16 protein-coding genes are annotated in these 14291 nt (G+C 76.8%); 9 read left to right on the forward strand and 7 right to left on the reverse strand.

What is annotated here, in order from left to right:
- Positions 1–96: 96 nt before the first annotated feature.
- From ACH4OA_RS01505 to ACH4OA_RS01515, 3 genes are read left to right on the forward strand one after another with little or no spacing between them, the layout of a single operon-like run.
- A complete protein-coding gene (locus ACH4OA_RS01505) occupies positions 97–810 on the forward strand; it encodes a glycosyltransferase family 2 protein (RefSeq protein ID WP_397935078.1) in 714 nt (237 codons plus the stop codon).
- Positions 807–1430 carry a DUF2064 domain-containing protein gene (locus tag ACH4OA_RS01510; RefSeq protein ID WP_397967057.1) on the forward strand — a complete coding sequence of 208 codons (624 nt, stop codon included), beginning with the start codon at positions 807–809 and terminating at the stop codon, positions 1428–1430. Before ACH4OA_RS01505 ends, ACH4OA_RS01510 begins: the two co-directional genes overlap by 4 nt.
- Positions 1427–2179, forward strand: coding sequence for a class I SAM-dependent methyltransferase (locus ACH4OA_RS01515; protein WP_397967060.1), 753 nt, complete (start codon positions 1427–1429; stop codon positions 2177–2179). The genes ACH4OA_RS01510 and ACH4OA_RS01515 overlap by 4 nt, the downstream gene beginning before the upstream one ends.
- Here the strand turns inward: ACH4OA_RS01515 and ACH4OA_RS01520 are convergent.
- Positions 2068–2529, reverse strand: coding sequence for a hypothetical protein (locus ACH4OA_RS01520; RefSeq protein ID WP_397967062.1), 462 nt, complete (start codon positions 2527–2529; stop codon positions 2068–2070). The two genes, ACH4OA_RS01515 and ACH4OA_RS01520, sit on opposite strands and share 112 nt — an antisense overlap.
- On the reverse strand, positions 2526–3761 hold the full coding sequence (locus ACH4OA_RS01525) for a molybdopterin-dependent oxidoreductase (protein ID WP_397967065.1): 1236 nt from the start codon (positions 3759–3761) through the stop codon (positions 2526–2528). The genes ACH4OA_RS01520 and ACH4OA_RS01525 overlap by 4 nt, the downstream gene beginning before the upstream one ends.
- A gap of 114 nt (positions 3762–3875) precedes the next feature.
- On the opposite strand from ACH4OA_RS01525, the gene ACH4OA_RS01530 reads away from it, so the two are divergent.
- Positions 3876–5231 (forward strand): hypothetical protein, encoded by a 1356-nt coding sequence (locus ACH4OA_RS01530; RefSeq protein ID WP_397967066.1) that lies wholly within the window; start codon positions 3876–3878, stop codon positions 5229–5231.
- A gap of 609 nt (positions 5232–5840) precedes the next feature.
- Here the strand turns inward: ACH4OA_RS01530 and ACH4OA_RS01535 are convergent.
- A complete protein-coding gene (locus tag ACH4OA_RS01535; RefSeq protein ID WP_397967068.1) occupies positions 5841–6518 on the reverse strand; it encodes a chaplin family protein in 678 nt (225 codons plus the stop codon).
- 591 nt (positions 6519–7109) lie between these two features.
- Here ACH4OA_RS01535 and ACH4OA_RS01540 point away from each other — a divergent pair.
- From ACH4OA_RS01540 to ACH4OA_RS01550, 3 genes are all read left to right on the forward strand, one after another.
- Positions 7110–7670 carry a DUF2243 domain-containing protein gene (locus tag ACH4OA_RS01540; RefSeq protein ID WP_397945541.1) on the forward strand — a complete coding sequence of 187 codons (561 nt, stop codon included), beginning with the start codon at positions 7110–7112 and terminating at the stop codon, positions 7668–7670.
- Positions 7670–8512 (forward strand): cytochrome c oxidase assembly protein, encoded by an 843-nt coding sequence (locus ACH4OA_RS01545; protein ID WP_397967071.1) that lies wholly within the window; start codon positions 7670–7672, stop codon positions 8510–8512. The genes ACH4OA_RS01540 and ACH4OA_RS01545 overlap by 1 nt, the downstream gene beginning before the upstream one ends.
- Positions 8513–8649: 137 nt before the next feature.
- Complete coding sequence (locus tag ACH4OA_RS01550) at positions 8650–9009, forward strand: tetratricopeptide repeat protein (protein WP_365873344.1); 360 nt, start codon at positions 8650–8652, stop codon at positions 9007–9009.
- 4 nt (positions 9010–9013) lie between these two features.
- Here ACH4OA_RS01550 and ACH4OA_RS01555 read toward each other — a convergent pair whose 3' ends face one another.
- Entirely contained in the window at positions 9014–9943 is a 930-nt protein-coding gene (locus ACH4OA_RS01555; RefSeq protein WP_397967073.1) for a M48 family metalloprotease, read from the reverse strand.
- Positions 9944–9949: 6 nt separating this feature from the next.
- Positions 9950–10360, reverse strand: coding sequence for a BlaI/MecI/CopY family transcriptional regulator (locus tag ACH4OA_RS01560; protein WP_397967075.1), 411 nt, complete (start codon positions 10358–10360; stop codon positions 9950–9952).
- A 129-nt stretch (positions 10361–10489) separates the two neighbouring features.
- Here ACH4OA_RS01560 and ACH4OA_RS01565 point away from each other — a divergent pair, with 129 nt between their 5' ends.
- Entirely contained in the window at positions 10490–11134 is a 645-nt protein-coding gene (locus ACH4OA_RS01565; protein ID WP_397935091.1) for a peptide deformylase, read from the forward strand.
- A 41-nt stretch (positions 11135–11175) separates the two neighbouring features.
- On the opposite strand, the gene ACH4OA_RS01570 is transcribed toward ACH4OA_RS01565, so the two are convergent.
- The gene (locus tag ACH4OA_RS01570; protein WP_397967077.1) at positions 11176–12606 is read right to left on the reverse strand and encodes a dihydrolipoyl dehydrogenase family protein; all 1431 of its coding nucleotides are present in this window, start codon (positions 12604–12606) and stop codon (positions 11176–11178) included.
- Positions 12607–12766: 160 nt separating this feature from the next.
- Here ACH4OA_RS01570 and trxA point away from each other — a divergent pair, with 160 nt between their 5' ends.
- Positions 12767–13144 (forward strand): thioredoxin, encoded by a 378-nt coding sequence (gene trxA / locus ACH4OA_RS01575; protein ID WP_365873334.1) that lies wholly within the window; start codon positions 12767–12769, stop codon positions 13142–13144.
- Between the two features lie 30 nt (positions 13145–13174).
- Here trxA and ACH4OA_RS01580 read toward each other — a convergent pair whose 3' ends face one another.
- Positions 13175–14176 (reverse strand): LacI family DNA-binding transcriptional regulator, encoded by a 1002-nt coding sequence (locus ACH4OA_RS01580; protein WP_397945545.1) that lies wholly within the window; start codon positions 14174–14176, stop codon positions 13175–13177.
- Between the last annotated feature and the right edge of the window lie 115 nt (positions 14177–14291).

Raw genomic sequence — 14291 nt, forward strand, 5'->3', positions numbered from 1 at the left:
GCCGTCGCGGGCGTCCCGCCCGGAGCCGGCCCCGGGGCCCGGTGTCCGCGTTTCGTAAGATGGGGAAGTCCGGTATGTCCGCTTCCCATTCGTAGGGTGAACGGCGTGACCTCCTCGACATCCTCACCACCGGCGGACGTGGACGTGGTGCTGCCCTGTCTGGACGAGGCCGGGGCCCTGCCCTGGGTGCTCGACCGGATCCCGGCGGGCTGGCGGGCCCTCGTGGTGGACAACGGCTCCACCGACGGCTCGGCCGGCCTCGCCCGCGCCCTCGGCGCGACCGTCGTCCACGAGCCGCGGCGCGGCTTCGGTGCCGCCTGCCACGCCGGTCTGGCCGCCGCCACCGCCGACGTCGTCTGCTTCTGCGACTGCGACGCCTCCCTGGACCCGGCGCTGCTCGTGCCCTTCGTGCGGGAGGTCCGCGACGGCGACGCCGACCTCGTCCTCGGCCGCCGGCGGCCGGTGCGCCGAGGCGCCTGGCCGGTGCGCGCCCGGGCCGGCAACGCCGCGCTGACCCGGCTGCTGCGCCGCCGCACCGGGCTGCGGCTGCACGACCTCGGCCCGCTGCGCGCCGCCCGCCGGGAGCCGCTGCTCGCGCTGGACCTCGGCGACCGGCGCAGCGGTTATCCGCTCCAGATGGTGGTGCGCGCGGCCGACGCCGGCTGGCGGATCACGGAGCACGACGTGCCGTACCGGCCGCGCACCGGCGCCTCCAAGGTGACCGGCACCTGGCGCGGCACCTGGCAGGCGGTGCGGGACATGAGCCGGGTCCTGGCGGAATCCCCGGCCGACGGGAGGGCCGTACGGTGACCACGCTGCTCGTGATCGCCAAGGAGCCGGTGCCCGGCCGGGTCAAGACGCGGCTCACCCCGCCGTTCACTCCCGCCGAGGCGGCGGACCTCGCCGAGGCCTCCCTGGCCGACACCCTGGACGCCGTGGCGGCCGCGCCCGCCACCCGGCGCGTGCTGGTGCTGGACGGCTCCCCCGGCCCCTGGCTGCCGCCCGGCTTCGACGTCGTACCGCAGTGCGCGGGCGGCCTGGACGCGCGGCTGGCCGACGCGTTCGCCCGGTGCGCCGGGCCCGCCCTGCTGATCGGCATGGACACCCCGCAGGTGACCCCGGACCTGCTCACGACGGACTTCGCGGACTGCGACGCGTGCTTCGGACCGGCGGACGACGGCGGGTTCTGGGCGCTGGGCCTGGCCGCACCGGATCCGGCCCTGCTGCGCGGCGTGCCGATGTCGACGGGGCGGACCGGCGCCGTGCAGCGGCGGCGGCTGGTGGCCGCCGGGCTGCGAGTGCGCGATCTGCCCCGGCTGCGGGACGTGGACACCGCCGCCGACGCGGCGGCGGTCGCCGCCCTGGCCCCCCGCGGCCGGTTCGCCGCCCGGCTGGCCGCCTGTCCGCCGCGCACCGGAGCCGGGCGATGAGCACGCCGCGGGCCGTCGCCTGGGCGGGAGCCGACCCGTACGCCGCCGCGCTGCGCACCGGGCGCGGCCCGCTGTTCCTGCGCCGCGGCGACGGCTGGCTGCTGCCGCTGGAGGTCGAGCGGTGGTGCGCGCGGGCGGACCCGGTCGACCTGGCGGTGCTGGACCGGTGCGAGGGCGCGGTGCTCGACGTCGGCTGCGGACCGGGCCGGCTGGTGGCGGAACTCGCCGCCCGGGGCCGTACCGTCCTCGGGATCGACATCAGCGCGGCCGCCGTCGACCACACGGTGCGCCGGCTCCGCAGCCGGGCGCCCGGGGCGAGTCGGGCCCTGCGCCGCTCGGTGTTCGAGCCGCTGCCCGGCGAGGGCCGCTGGGACACGGTCCTGCTGATGGACGGCAACATCGGCATCGGCGGCGACCCGCGCGCGCTGCTGGACCGGGTCGCCCGGCTGCTGCGTCCCGGCGGGCTGCTGATCGCCGAGACGGCCGCGGTGGACGTCGACGAGCGCTCCGAGGTGCGGGTCGTCACGGGCACCGCACGCGCGACGGGCGAGGAGACGGGCGCTGTCTTCCCCTGGGCGCGGCTCGGCACGCCGGCCCTGTCGCGGTACGCGGCCCGCTCGGGCTGGCGGACCGCGGATCAGTGGGCGGCCGGCGGACGCCGCTTCGCCGCGCTGCGCACCCGCAGCGCCAGCAGCAGGGCCGAGCCGCCGAACAGCACCGCGGTGATCAGCAGCCAGCGGGCCGGGTAGCCGGCCGGCGACAGCCCGGTCGCGGACCGGTAGTGCCGCCCGGCCAGCCCGCTGACCAGCGGGAACCACACGAGCAGCAGCAGCCCGGACAGGGCCGCGGGCACCCGGACGTACATCGTCCGGTTCCGGCGCCCGGCCGCGTCCAGCCCGCGGACGACCGCCCGGTCCGCCAGCGTGTACAGCGGCAGCAGCACCAGGTCGTGCAGCACCGCCGCCCCCGCCAGCCACAGCGCCACACCCCGCCAGTCGTCCGCGAACAGCCGGATCCCGGCATAGCCGGCGAGCGCGAACGAGCAGACGAGAAGGAGGAGGTGGAGGGGGCTGCCGAGGGGCGGGCGCGGGCGGTTCACAGGTCCTCGAAGGTCAGCCGGGCCACCCACTTGGTGTTGAGCACACCGGGCGCGGCGGGCACGATGATCCGCGCCGGGTAGCCGTGGTCGGGGGACAGTTCCTCGCCGTTGACGTACAGGGCGAGCAGGGAGCGGGGGTCGGCCGTCTGGCCGGACCGCAGGGCGGCGCGGCGGAAGGCGCCGTGCCGCTGGAGCGACTCCACGAACACGTCGGGCGGGTCACCGCCGTGGCCGACGAGCGCCGCCAGGTCGCGCAGCCGCACCCCGCGCCACCACTGGTCCGCCGTCGACCAGCCCTCGACGCAGGCGATGGGCAGCGCCGCGCTGTGCTGCGGCAGCCGCAGCAGCTCGGCGCGGCTGAGGCGGACCGTCCCGGTGCGCCCGGTGACGACGAGCCGCCAGGCGTCCTCGTGCGTGTCGGCCGGCGTGATCCCGGCGTACCCGGCGGTCTTGTTGATCTGGAACCCGTTCGGGCCGCCGCCGGGATCGGCTCCGCCGTGCGGCGCGAGGAGGGCCGTACGGCGCAGGGATCCGCCCAGGCTCTGCCCGGCCGTGGTCACGAACAGCAGCAGCGAGCCGCCGCCGACCAGTCCCAGCGCGCCGCGCCGGGTGACGGTGGGCGGTTCGGGGCGCGGGGCGACCAGGTCGTCCGCCAGGCCCGGGCGCCGTCGCAGCGCCCGCAGCGCCGTCGGCGCCTTCAGCGCGGCGTGCGCCGCGAACGCGGCGAAGAACACCCACGCGCCGTAGAAGTGCAGCGGGTAGAAGGAGCCCGGGAAGACGTACTGCAACTGGATGTTGAGCACCCCGGTCGTGAACTCGAACAGCCCGCCGCCGACGAGCAGCAGCAGGGAGATCCGCTCCAGCGCGTGCGTGACGGACCGGGCCGGCGGCAGGGCGAACAGTCGCGGCACCACCGACCACAGCTTGGCCAGCAGCACCGGGACCAGGGTGATGCCGAGCGTGACGTGGACGCCCTGGGTGAGCCGGTACAGCCAGGCCGGGCCGGTGGGCCAGGTGAAGAGGTAGAACCCGAGGAGGCCCTTGTCCGGTGTCTGGTCGTTCACCGGGGACAGGTCCGGGCTGTAGGCGGCGTACGACACCAGGCCGGTCACGAACAGCACGGTGACACCGGCGAGCAGCACCACGCCGAGGACCGAGGTGAACCACGGGCCGCGCAGCGGGCTGCGCCAGAAGCCGGGAGAGCCGGGGAGCCGGGGGCGGTCGTCTCGCATGAGAGTGACGGTAGGCCCGGGTACGGCCCCTACCGGGTCCGCCACCCATGACGAAACGCTGACGTCGCACCGCCGGTCCCGGTCGTCACCCGGTCGCGGCCCTAGCGTTCCGGTGTGACCCAGGCTCCCCACCGTGACCGGTACGCCGGCCGGCGCGCCGATCTGTGCGCCGCCGCTGCCGCCGCCGCGCTCGTCCTCGTCGCCGTGCTCGTCGGCCGGCACCTCCAGGACACCCGCCGCACCCTGTTCGTCCACTGGCCGCCGCTGTTCGCCGACTGGGACCCGCACCTGGGCCCGGGCACGCCGGCCGCCGTCCTGGTGGCGGCCGGCGTGGTGGCCGCGGGGCCGGCCGTGGCCGGCCGGCTGCCGTGGCGGGGGCTGCTGTGGGCGGCCTGGGGCACGGCCCTGGCCTGGACGTGGTCGCTGGCGCTGGTGGACGGCTGGCGGCGGGGCGTGGCCGGGCGGCTCACCACCCGCAGCGAGTATCTGACGGTCCTCGGCCGCTTCCACGACATCCCGGCCGCGCTGCGCGACTTCACCCACCACATCGTGAGCGGTGGCCCCGCCCCCTGGCCCGCGCACGTCGCCGGGCATCCGCCGGCGGCCACCCTCACCTTCGTCCTGCTGGACCGGGCCGGGCTGCACGGCGGCGGCTGGGCCGGCGCCTGGTGTATCACCGTCGGCGCGAGCGCGGGCGTGGCGGTGCTGGTGGCGGTGCGCGCGCTGGCCGGCGAGGCACCGGCCCGGCGGGCGGCGCCGTTCCTGGTGACGGCCCCGGCCGCGGTGTGGGTGGGCGCGTCGGCCGACGGCTACTTCGCGGCGGTGGCCGCCTGGTCCGTGGCGCTGCTGGCCCTCGCGGTCACCGGGCGGTCCGCGGCCTGGGCGGCGGGCAGCGGTCTGCTGTACGGCCTGACCTGCTTCCTGTCCTACGGCCTGACGCTCGTCGCGCTGATCGGGGCGGCGGTGGCGGTACTGGGCCGGCGGCGGGTCCGCGAGCGGCCGGTACTGCTGCCGGTGCTGTTCCTGGCCGGGGCGGCGGTCGTCCCGGCGGCGTGCGCGCTCGCCGGGTTCGACTGGTGGGAGGGGTACCGGCTGCTGGTGACGCGCTACTACCAGGGCGTCGGCGGCATCCGCCCGTACGGCTACTGGGTGTGGGCCAATCCGGCCTGCACCGTGCTGATCACGGGCGTGGCGACCGTGGCGGGGCTGCGCCGGGCCGGCGCGGCGGCCGTCCGCCGTACGGCCGGGCCGGCCGGCGACCGGCTCGCCCTCCTCCTGGCGGCGGCCCTGCTCGCGGTGCTGGCCGCGGATCTGTCCGGGATGAGCAAGGCGGAGACGGAGCGCATCTGGCTGCCGTTCGCGATGTGGCTGCTCCCGGCATGCGCGTTCCTCCCCCGCCCCCGGGCCTGGCTCACCACCCAGACGGTCCTCGCCCTGCTGCTGAACAGTTTGCTGTTCACCGGGTGGTGAGACCGCCTTACGGGCGCGGGGCCCCCGGCGCCGGGGCTCGGGCAGGGGCCGCCCGGGTGCCGGGCCGGGAAGGGGGCGCCCCGATGCCGGGCTCCGGGAGGGGGCGTCCGGGTGCCAGGCCGGGCAGGGCCGCCCGGGTGCCGGGGTCCGGGGAGCGGCTGCCCGGGTGTCGGGGCCGCGGGAAGGAGCCGCCCCGATGCCGGGTTCAGGGAAGGGGCGTCCGACGGGTTCCGGGCGGGGGGTTCCGGTGCGGGCAAAGCCCGCCCCAGGGCGCCGGAAAAGGCCCCCGGCCCCGGGAAGAGGCCGCCCGGGTTCCGGGCTCCGAAAAAGGGCCGCCCCGATGCCTGGTTCCGGGAACGGGCGTCCGTCCGGCGGGTTCCGGGCGAGGGGTTCCGGCTCGGAGAAGGGCCGCCCCAGGGTGCCGGAGAAGGCCCCCGGCCCCGGGTCCCGGGAGGAGGCCGCCCAGGTTCCGGGTTCCGGGTAGGGGCCGGCCCGGATGCCGGGTGCCGGCGCGGCCGTCTTGCCGGGGTGAGAAGTGGCCGTCTCGGTCGCGGGTCCGGGAAGAAGCCGCCCCCCGGGCCCGGGTCGGGGGCCGGGGGGCGGGTGGGGTCAGTTCCCCGGGGTGGCCGTGCGGGTGCGGAAGCGCCGGTACAGCACGGCGCCGCCCAGCACCGACGTCAGGCCGGCGGCGGCCGCCGTCCAGGCGCCCTCCGCCCCCGTGTGCGCGAGGGTGCCGGGCGTGCGCGGCCGGACCACGGTGGGCGTCGGCTTCGGCGCCGGGCGGGTCGTGGACGGGTGGCGCGGCGGCTGGTGGCGCACCGGCGGCGCGGACGGCTCGTGCGCGGGCGGTGTGACCCGGCCGGGCTCGTGCGGACGCGAGGCGTTCACGGACGTGTTGCCGAAGGCGGGATTGAGGATGCCGACCACGTCGACGCTGTTGCCGCTGACGTTCGCGGGCACGTCGACCGGAAGCTGGACGCCGTTGCCGGAGACGACGCCCGGCGAGCCCTTCACCGCGCCGTGGGCCGTGGCCCCGCCCGAGTTCGCCGCGCCCGCCTTGCCCTCGTGGCCGCCCAGGTTGGCGCAGCGGTTGCCCATGGCCGGGTTGAGCAGCCCCACCACGTCCACGGTGTTCCCGCACGCGTTCACCGGAACGTGCACCGGCAGCTGGATGCCGTTGCCGGAGATCAGCCCGGGCGAACCGCCCACGGAACCGTTGGCGGCGGAGTCGGCGTACACCGGCCCGGCCACTGCCATCGCTCCGGAGGCGGCGGCGAAGGCGATCACACTGTTTCGGGTAACCCGTTTCATCGGTTCCCTGTCCTTCCAGATACGGTCGCGGGCACTCGCCCGCACCCGGTGAAACGCTGGGGAAAGCATGCAAGTTATGGCTTATCAATCTTTCGCCCCGTACTAGTTGCGGATCCGCCCGCCGGGGCACGGCTCCGGCGGGCGGCGCGGCCCAGGTCACGGGGGCGTCTGCGGAGAAGCGCAAGGTGCCCGGACGCACGGGTCCGGGGTGGCCGGACGCACGGCCCCGGGAGGCCCGGAGGTGCGGGCGCACGCCGTACGGAGGGGCGTGCGGTTGCCGTGCGTGCGGGTCCCCCGGGCGGGGTACTCCCGCGGCCGGAGCCGCCCGCCGTCCCGGGCGGCGCGGATGGCCGAGTGTGGGGCAGCGGCGGGGCCCGGAAGCTGGTAGCTGTCGTCAGGGCACCTCCGCCGGAACCGGCACCCCGGACCGGCCGGCCCGGCACCGACCGCCCCGGCATCGGCCGCCCCGGGACCGGCCGCCCCGGCACCCACCGGCCCGGCTCCGGCCGATCCGGTACCGACCGCCCCCGGGACCGACCGGTCCGGGACCGACCGAGACGAGGAGCGATGGCAACCACCGTGCGAGACACCGGCACCGACACCGCGCCCGCCAGTCTGCGCCTGCCCGGCATCCTGCTGGGCGTGGGGCTCGGCGGATTCGTGGACGGCATCCTGCTCCACCAGCTCCTCCAGTGGCACCACATGCTCACCAGCACCGACCACGACCGCATCGGCGTGAAGTACTACGACCCCGGCACCGTCTCCGGGCTGCGGATGAACACCGTGTGGGACGGTGTCTTCCACACCGTGTGCTGGCTCGCCGTCCTGACCGGCCTCGCCGTGCTGTACGCCCGGGTGACCACCGGCCGCCGGCGGGTGTGGGCGTCCCGGGTGCTGTGGGGGTGGGTGCTGGCCGGGTGGGGCCTGTTCAACCTCGTGGAGGGCCTGCTCGACCATCAGATCCTGGGCATCCACCACGTCCGCGGCGGGCCGCACCAGCTGTGGTGGGACATCGCCTTCCTGGTCCTGGGCGCGCTGCTGGTGGCCGTCGGCTGGCTGCTGGCGCGCGGCGGCCGGTCCTTCGACCCGGCGGCGGCCGGCCCCGGACGGGACGGGGTCGCCGCCTGATGGGCCACGACCACACCTCGCACACCGGCCACCCGGACGCGGGCGGCGCGCCGGGCGTCGTCCTGCCCCTCCTCGCGCTGCTGGTGTGCGCGGCCGGCTATCTGCTGCCGGCGTGGCGGGCGCGGCGCCGCAATCCGGTGCGGGGCTGGAGTCCCTGGCGGACCGCCGCCTTCGGCACCGGCCTGGCCCTGCTGGCGGTGGCGCTGCTGCCGCCCGTCGCGTCCTTCGCGCACCGCGACTTCCGCGGTCACATGGCGCAGCACCTGCTCATCGGGATGTACGCCCCGCTCGCCCTGGTGCTCGGCGCGCCCGTCACCCTGCTGCTGCGCACCCTTTCCGCGCCCCGCGCGCGCCGTCTCACGGCGGTGCTGCACAGCACGCCGGCCCGGCTGCTCGCGCACCCGGCGGTGGCCCTGGTGCTGTCCGCGGGCAGCCTGCCGGTCCTGTACTTCACGCCGCTGTACGAGGCCGTCCTCGCCCACCCGGCCGGGCACTGGCTGCTGCACGCGCACTTCCTGCTGTCGGGCTGCCTGTTCGCGCACGCCGTCGCCGGTCCCGACCCCGCCCCGTCCCGGCCCGGCGTCCGGGCCCGGCTGGTGTTCCTCGGCTGCGCCATCGCCGTGCACGCCGTCGCGGCACAGCTGATGTACGGCGGGTTCGGGGTGGCCGTCGACGCTCCCGTCGCCCAGGTCCAGGGCGGCGCCACACTCATGTACTACGGCGGTGACATCGCCGAACTCCTCCTGGCGGCGGCGCTGGTCACCACTTGGCGGCCCGCCCGGCACCCGGCGGGTCGGCCGGCGCGCGGCCGGGCCCGCACGCTGAGCGGCGGGGCCGCGTGACCGGTGCGAGCGGCACGGGGAGACAGTGCGGTGCCCGGGCCCCCAAGAGGTCAACCCTAAGAGGTGGAATATTCAACAACCTCCCCCGGTTGTGGCAGCCGAACGAGATCACAGCGGGGACGCGAGAGGAGACTCCGATGCAGACGCGACCGGAGAGCACGTACTACGCCCACGGCAGCGCCGCCGAACGCTGGGAGCGCGCGCAACTGTTCTTCGAGGCGAAGGACTACGCGGGCGCGGCCCGGGTGCTGTCCGGGCTGGTCGAGGAGGTACCGGAGCAGACCGGGCCCCGGCTGCTGCTGGCCCGCTCCTACTACCACTCGGCCCAGCTGCGCCGCGCCGAGGCCGAGCTGCGCACCATCGTGGAGCGGGACCCGGTGGAGCACTACGCCCGGCTCATGCTGGGCCGCACGCTCCAGCGGCAGGCCCGGCACGAGGAGGCGGAGCGGCACCTGCGGATCGCCTCGGCCCTCGCGGGCGACTTCCCCGAGGAGTGAGGCGTCACAGCGGGGTGGCCGCGCGCAGGATCAGGACCAGCGTGACGGCCGAGTTCGCCGACGACATCGCGGAGGCCAGCGCCCCGGCCGCGGCGCCCCAGACCGCCAGGCCGGCGGCGGTGAACGCCGACGGCCAGGTGCGGGCCGCCGGGGCGGGCGCCAGCAGCGCGGCGACCCGGCGCGGCACGGGACCGGGCGCGGCCAGCGCGGCCAGGGTCGGCGCGGGGGTGCCCGGCGCCAGCAGGGCCGCCTTGCCGATGGCACGGGCGACCGTGCGCCGGTCGCCGACCGCGCGGGCCGCCTCCTCGTCGGCCCATCGCTCGGCCGTGTAGACCACGGCCGTGCGCAGCGGGCGCAGGAACGGGTTGGCGCGGGCGGCGAGATGGGCGGCGAGCAGGTGGCGGTGGTGCCGGGCGGCCAGGTGGGCCCGCTCGTGCGCGAACAGGGCGCGCCGCTCGGCCGGGGCGAGTGCGGCCAGCAGCGCCGTGCTGACGACGATCCGGCCCCGGTCGCCGGGCAGCGCGTACGCGTACGGCTCGCTGTCGGGCAGGACCGCCACCGTGGACCCCGGCACCCCGGCCAGGGCGCGGCGGGCGCGGCGGGTGACCCGGCGGTGCCGTCCCAGGGTCCGGGCACAGGCGGCGGCGACCGCGGCGAGCGCCGGTATCGCGGCCCGGCCGGCCACCTCGTCGTGCGGGACGGCGGCCCGCACCTGCGGGTCGGACCAGCCGTCCGGCAGCGGGTTGCCGGGCAGTTGCGCCGTGCCGACCACCATGAGCAGGGCCAGGCACAGCGTGCTGCACACGGCCATGACGACGGCGACCGCGGTCAGCAGCCGGGTGGCGGTGCGCGGGTGCAGCCGGGTGGCGGCGAGCCGGGCGACCGGCCACGCGGACAGCGGCAGCACCAGCGGCAGGAAGACGAAGACCCCCATCGGCGCTCAGTCCTCCGTGCCGCCGGCGTCCGGGGCCGGGATGTCGAGCAGGGCCCGCAGCACCTGTTCGTCGCCGGGCGGCAGGGCGGTGACGAAGCTGGCCAGCACCGCTTCGCGGTCCCGTTCGCCGTCCAGCAGGCGGCGCATGCGCAGCGCGGCCAGCCGGGCCACGTCGGCCGTCGGCGTCCACCGGAAGGACCGGCCGTCCCGCTCGCGGGTGACGACGTCCTTGGCGAGCAGCCGGGTCAGGATGGTGACGACGGTGGTGTAGGCGAGGTCGCCGCCGAGGTGCTGGCGCACCCAGGCGGCGGTCACCGGACCGTCCGCCTCGCGCAGCGCGCCGAGCACCTGGCCCTCCAGTTCGCCCTGCCCGCGCCGCCGGGCCCGGCCGTCGTCCCGGCCGTCGTCCCGCGTCATCCCCGGTTCCCTCCCCCGTCTCCCGCCTGCTGGTTCACCCACCGTCCCACGCTACTTCACGCCACCGACACCGCCGTGCCCGCGCCGGTGCGGGGCCGGGCGGCCGGGCGGGCATGGCATGCTGACGCGATGGCATCCGAGCGTGACGACACACCGCTCGCCGAGCGGGTCGAGGAACTCCTCGCCGCCGGCGGCCCCTTGCCCATCGTCGCGGCCGGCCGGCCCGTGCTGCGCCGCGCCGCCGCGCCGTACGACGGTCAGCTGGGTCCGGCCCTGCTGACCCGGTTCGTGGAGGCGCTGCGCGTCACCATGCACGCGGCTCCCGGGGTGGGCCTCGCCGCGCCCCAGGTCGGGGTGGGGCTGAGGATCGCGGTCATGGAGGACCCGGCGACGGTGCCCGAGGAGGTCGCCGCCGCCCGGGGCCGGGTCCCGCAGCCGTTCCGGGTGCTGGTGAACCCGGTGTACGAGCCGGCCGGCCCCGCCCGCGCCGCGTTCTTCGAGGGCTGTCTGAGCGTGCCGGGCTGGCAGGCGGTGGTGGCACGCCACGCCGAGGTCCGGCTGCGCGGCGAGGACGAGCGGGGCCGCGCCCTGGACGAGGTGGTGACCGGCTGGCCGGCCCGGATCGTCCAGCACGAGACGGACCACCTCGACGGCACGCTGTACCTGGACCGCGCGGAGCCGCGCTCGCTGTCGACCGGCGAGGCGGTGGCGGCCCTGTGGGCCCAGCCGACGCCCCACGCGGCGGCCGAGGCCCTGGGCTTCCCGCTGCCGTAGCGCCCGGGGCCGGTCCGCCGGGCGGACGGGCCCCGGCCCGCTCAGTTGTCCCGGTACGCCTCCAGCAGCCGCAGCCACACCTCGCTCAGCGTCGGGTACGACGGGACGGCGTGCCACAGCCGGCCGACCGGGACCCGGCCGGCGACCGCGACGGTGGCGGAGTGGATGAGTTCGCCGACGCCGGGGCCGACGAAGGTGACCCCGCGCAGGATCTCGTCCTCCAGGTCCACAACCATCCGGGCCCGGCCCTGGTAGCCGTCGCCGTACAGGCCGGCGCCCGCGACGGAGGAGAACGCGACGTCGACGGCGCGCACACGGTGCCCGGCCTGTTCCGCCTCGGCGAGGGAGAGCCCGACCGCGGCGGCCTCCGGGTCGGTGAAGACGACCTGGGGTACGGCGTCGTGGTCGGCGGTGGCCGCGTGGGCGCCCCAGGGCTCGGCCAGGACCGGGTCGCCGGTGGCGCGGGCGGCGATGGCGGCGCCCGCGATCCGGGCCTGGTACTTGCCCTGGTGGGTGAGGAGGGCGCGGTGGTTGACGTCCCCGACCGCGTACAGCCAGTCGGTGCCGGTGACGCGCAGGCTGTCGTCCACGTCCAGCCAGGAGCCGGGTTCCAGGCCGACGGTGTCCAAGCCGAGGTCGCCGGTCGCCGGGACGCGGCCGGTGGCGAAGAGGATCTCGTCGGCCTCGATCCGGTCGCCGGCGGAGGTGACCGCGACCACCGTGCCGTTCTCGCGGGCGACGGACTCCACGGAGGTGCCGGTCCGCAGGTCGACGCCGGCCTCGACGAGGGCGTCGGCGACCAGTTCCCCGGCGAACGGCTCCATGCGGCTCAGCAGGCCCTTGCCGCGGACGAGCAGCGTGACCCGGGAGCCGAGGGCCTGCCAGGCGGTGGCCATCTCGGCGGCCACGACTCCGCCGCCGACCACGATGAGCCGGCCGGGGGCCGTCTTGGCGCTGGTCGCCTCACGGCTGGTCCAGGGCCGGACACCGGCGAGTCCGGGCAGGTCGGGGAGCTGGGCGCGGGTGCCGGTGGCGACGGCGACGGCCTGTCGGGCGGTCAGCGTGGTCACCGTGCCGTCGGGGCCGGTGACGGTGACCGTGCGGGGGCCGGCCAGCCGGCCGTGGCCCCGGTAGAGGTCGGTGCCGGTGCCCTCCAGCCAGCCGACCTGGCCGTCGTCCTTCCAGTGCGCGGCGAAGTCGTCCCGGCGGGCGAGGACGGCCGGGGCGTCGAGCGGGGCCCGCACCGCCTGGGCCAGGCCGGGCAGCCGGCGGGCGTCGGCCTGCGCGATGACCGGCCTGAGCAGGGCCTTGCTGGGCATGCAGGCCCAGTACGAGCACTCTCCGCCGAGCAGTTCGCTCTCCACGAGTGCGGTGGTCAGGCCGGCCGCGCGGGTGCGGTCGGCGATGTTCTCCCCCACCGGCCCGCCCCCGATCACCACGACGTCGTAGGCGATGGATTCCGTTTCCGTCATGGGGCCAGTCTGACGGACCCGGGGCCGGTGTGGTGGGTGGTGTGCGCGGTGACCACAGGGGTACGCGCCCGGAGTACAGGCGTGCGCGGGCGGAATAGGCGGCCCGGCGGCCGTGTTGGTGCCGTCGGCACACCCCACACCAGGAAGAGGGAATCACGCCATGACCAGCACTGTGGAGCTGACCAAGGAGAACTTCGACCAGACGGTCAGCGAGAACGGTTTCGTTCTCATCGACTTCTGGGCGTCCTGGTGCGGGCCCTGCCGCTCGTTCGCGCCCGTGTACGAGAAGGCCGCCGAGGAGAACCCGGACCTGGTGTTCGCCAAGGTGGACACCGAGGCGCAGCCGGAGCTGGCCGAGGCCTTCCAGATCCAGTCGATCCCGACGCTGATGATCGTCCGTGACCAGGTCGCCGTCTACGCCCAGCCCGGCGCCCTGCCCGCGCCGGCCCTCGCGGACCTCATCGGGCAGGCCCGCGGGCTGGACATGGACGAGGTCCGCAAGAGCATCTCCGCCCAGCAGGAGCAGCCCCAGGAGTAACGGGCGGCGGGTGCCCCGGCGCGGGTCCGGTCAGCTGGACTCGCGCCGGACCACCGAGGCGCCCAGCACGGTGTGCACGCCGGGCTCGGCGCCGGGCTCGCGGACCGCGCGGTCGACCAGCCCGGCGAGGTCGCGCCCCGGGGGCAGTTCGATGCGGACCGTGCTGAGGCGGGGCCGCAGCAGCCGGCCAAGCAGCAGGTCGTCGGCGCCGATCACGGCCACGTCGGCGGGGATGCGCAGGCCCTCGTCCTGCAAGGCGCGCATCAGCAGCATGGCGTACGCGTCGTCGTACGCGAACACCGCGTCCAGGCCCGACGCCGGCCAGCGGGCGGCCAGTTCGGCGGCGGCCTCCTCGGTGCAGGCGAGCGGCAGCTCCGTCACGGTGGCGTCCGTGCCGCGCAGCGCCTCGCGCACGCCGGCCAGCCGGGGCCGGGCGTAGGTCTCCAGCCCTGGTTCCCCGGGCATGACGACCCCGATCCGGCGCCGGCCCCGGTCGTACAGGTGGGCGCCCGCGCAGCGGCCGACCGTGGTGTGGTCCATGAGCAGGGCGTGCGCCCCCTCGACCCGGGCGGGCCCGAGGGTGACCACGGCCCGGGCGCCGGCCCGTCTGAGCACGGCGACGCCCTGCGGGCCGAGGCCGGCCTCGGGCACCAGGACGGCGACGGGCCGCAGCTCGGCCCAGGCGCGGGCGGCTTCGTCGCCCTGGAGGCGGACGCCGCCGTACTGGACGACGGTGTAGTCGAGCCGGCCGAGCGCCTCTTGCAGGTCGCTGAGGAACCCGCCGTAGAGAGGGCCCACCGGGACGGCCGGGGCGGGTATGAGGACGATACGGCTGTGTCCGGCGCGCAGGCTGCGGGCGGCCGCGTGCGGCACGTACCCCAGCTCGCGGGCGGCCGCGCGCACGCGCAGGCGGGTCGCCTCGCTGATCCGTACCGAACCGGTGTCGTTGAGGACGTAGGAGACGGTCGAGCGGGAGACGCCGGCCAGGCGGGCCACGTCGGCGCTCGTGGGTGTCTTCGGTAGCTGCGCCATGACAGACCGCATCCTGGCAGAGGGGCCCGGACCGGGGGCGGCCGGGGCGCGGTGGTTCACCGTTGGACGGCTCCGGCCCACGCGCACGGTGCGGTGGACCCGCACGGGCACGCCC

The sequence above is a fragment of the Streptomyces sp. NPDC017095 genome (assembly GCF_044332325.1).
GTDB lineage: Bacteria > Actinomycetota > Actinomycetes > Streptomycetales > Streptomycetaceae > Streptomyces.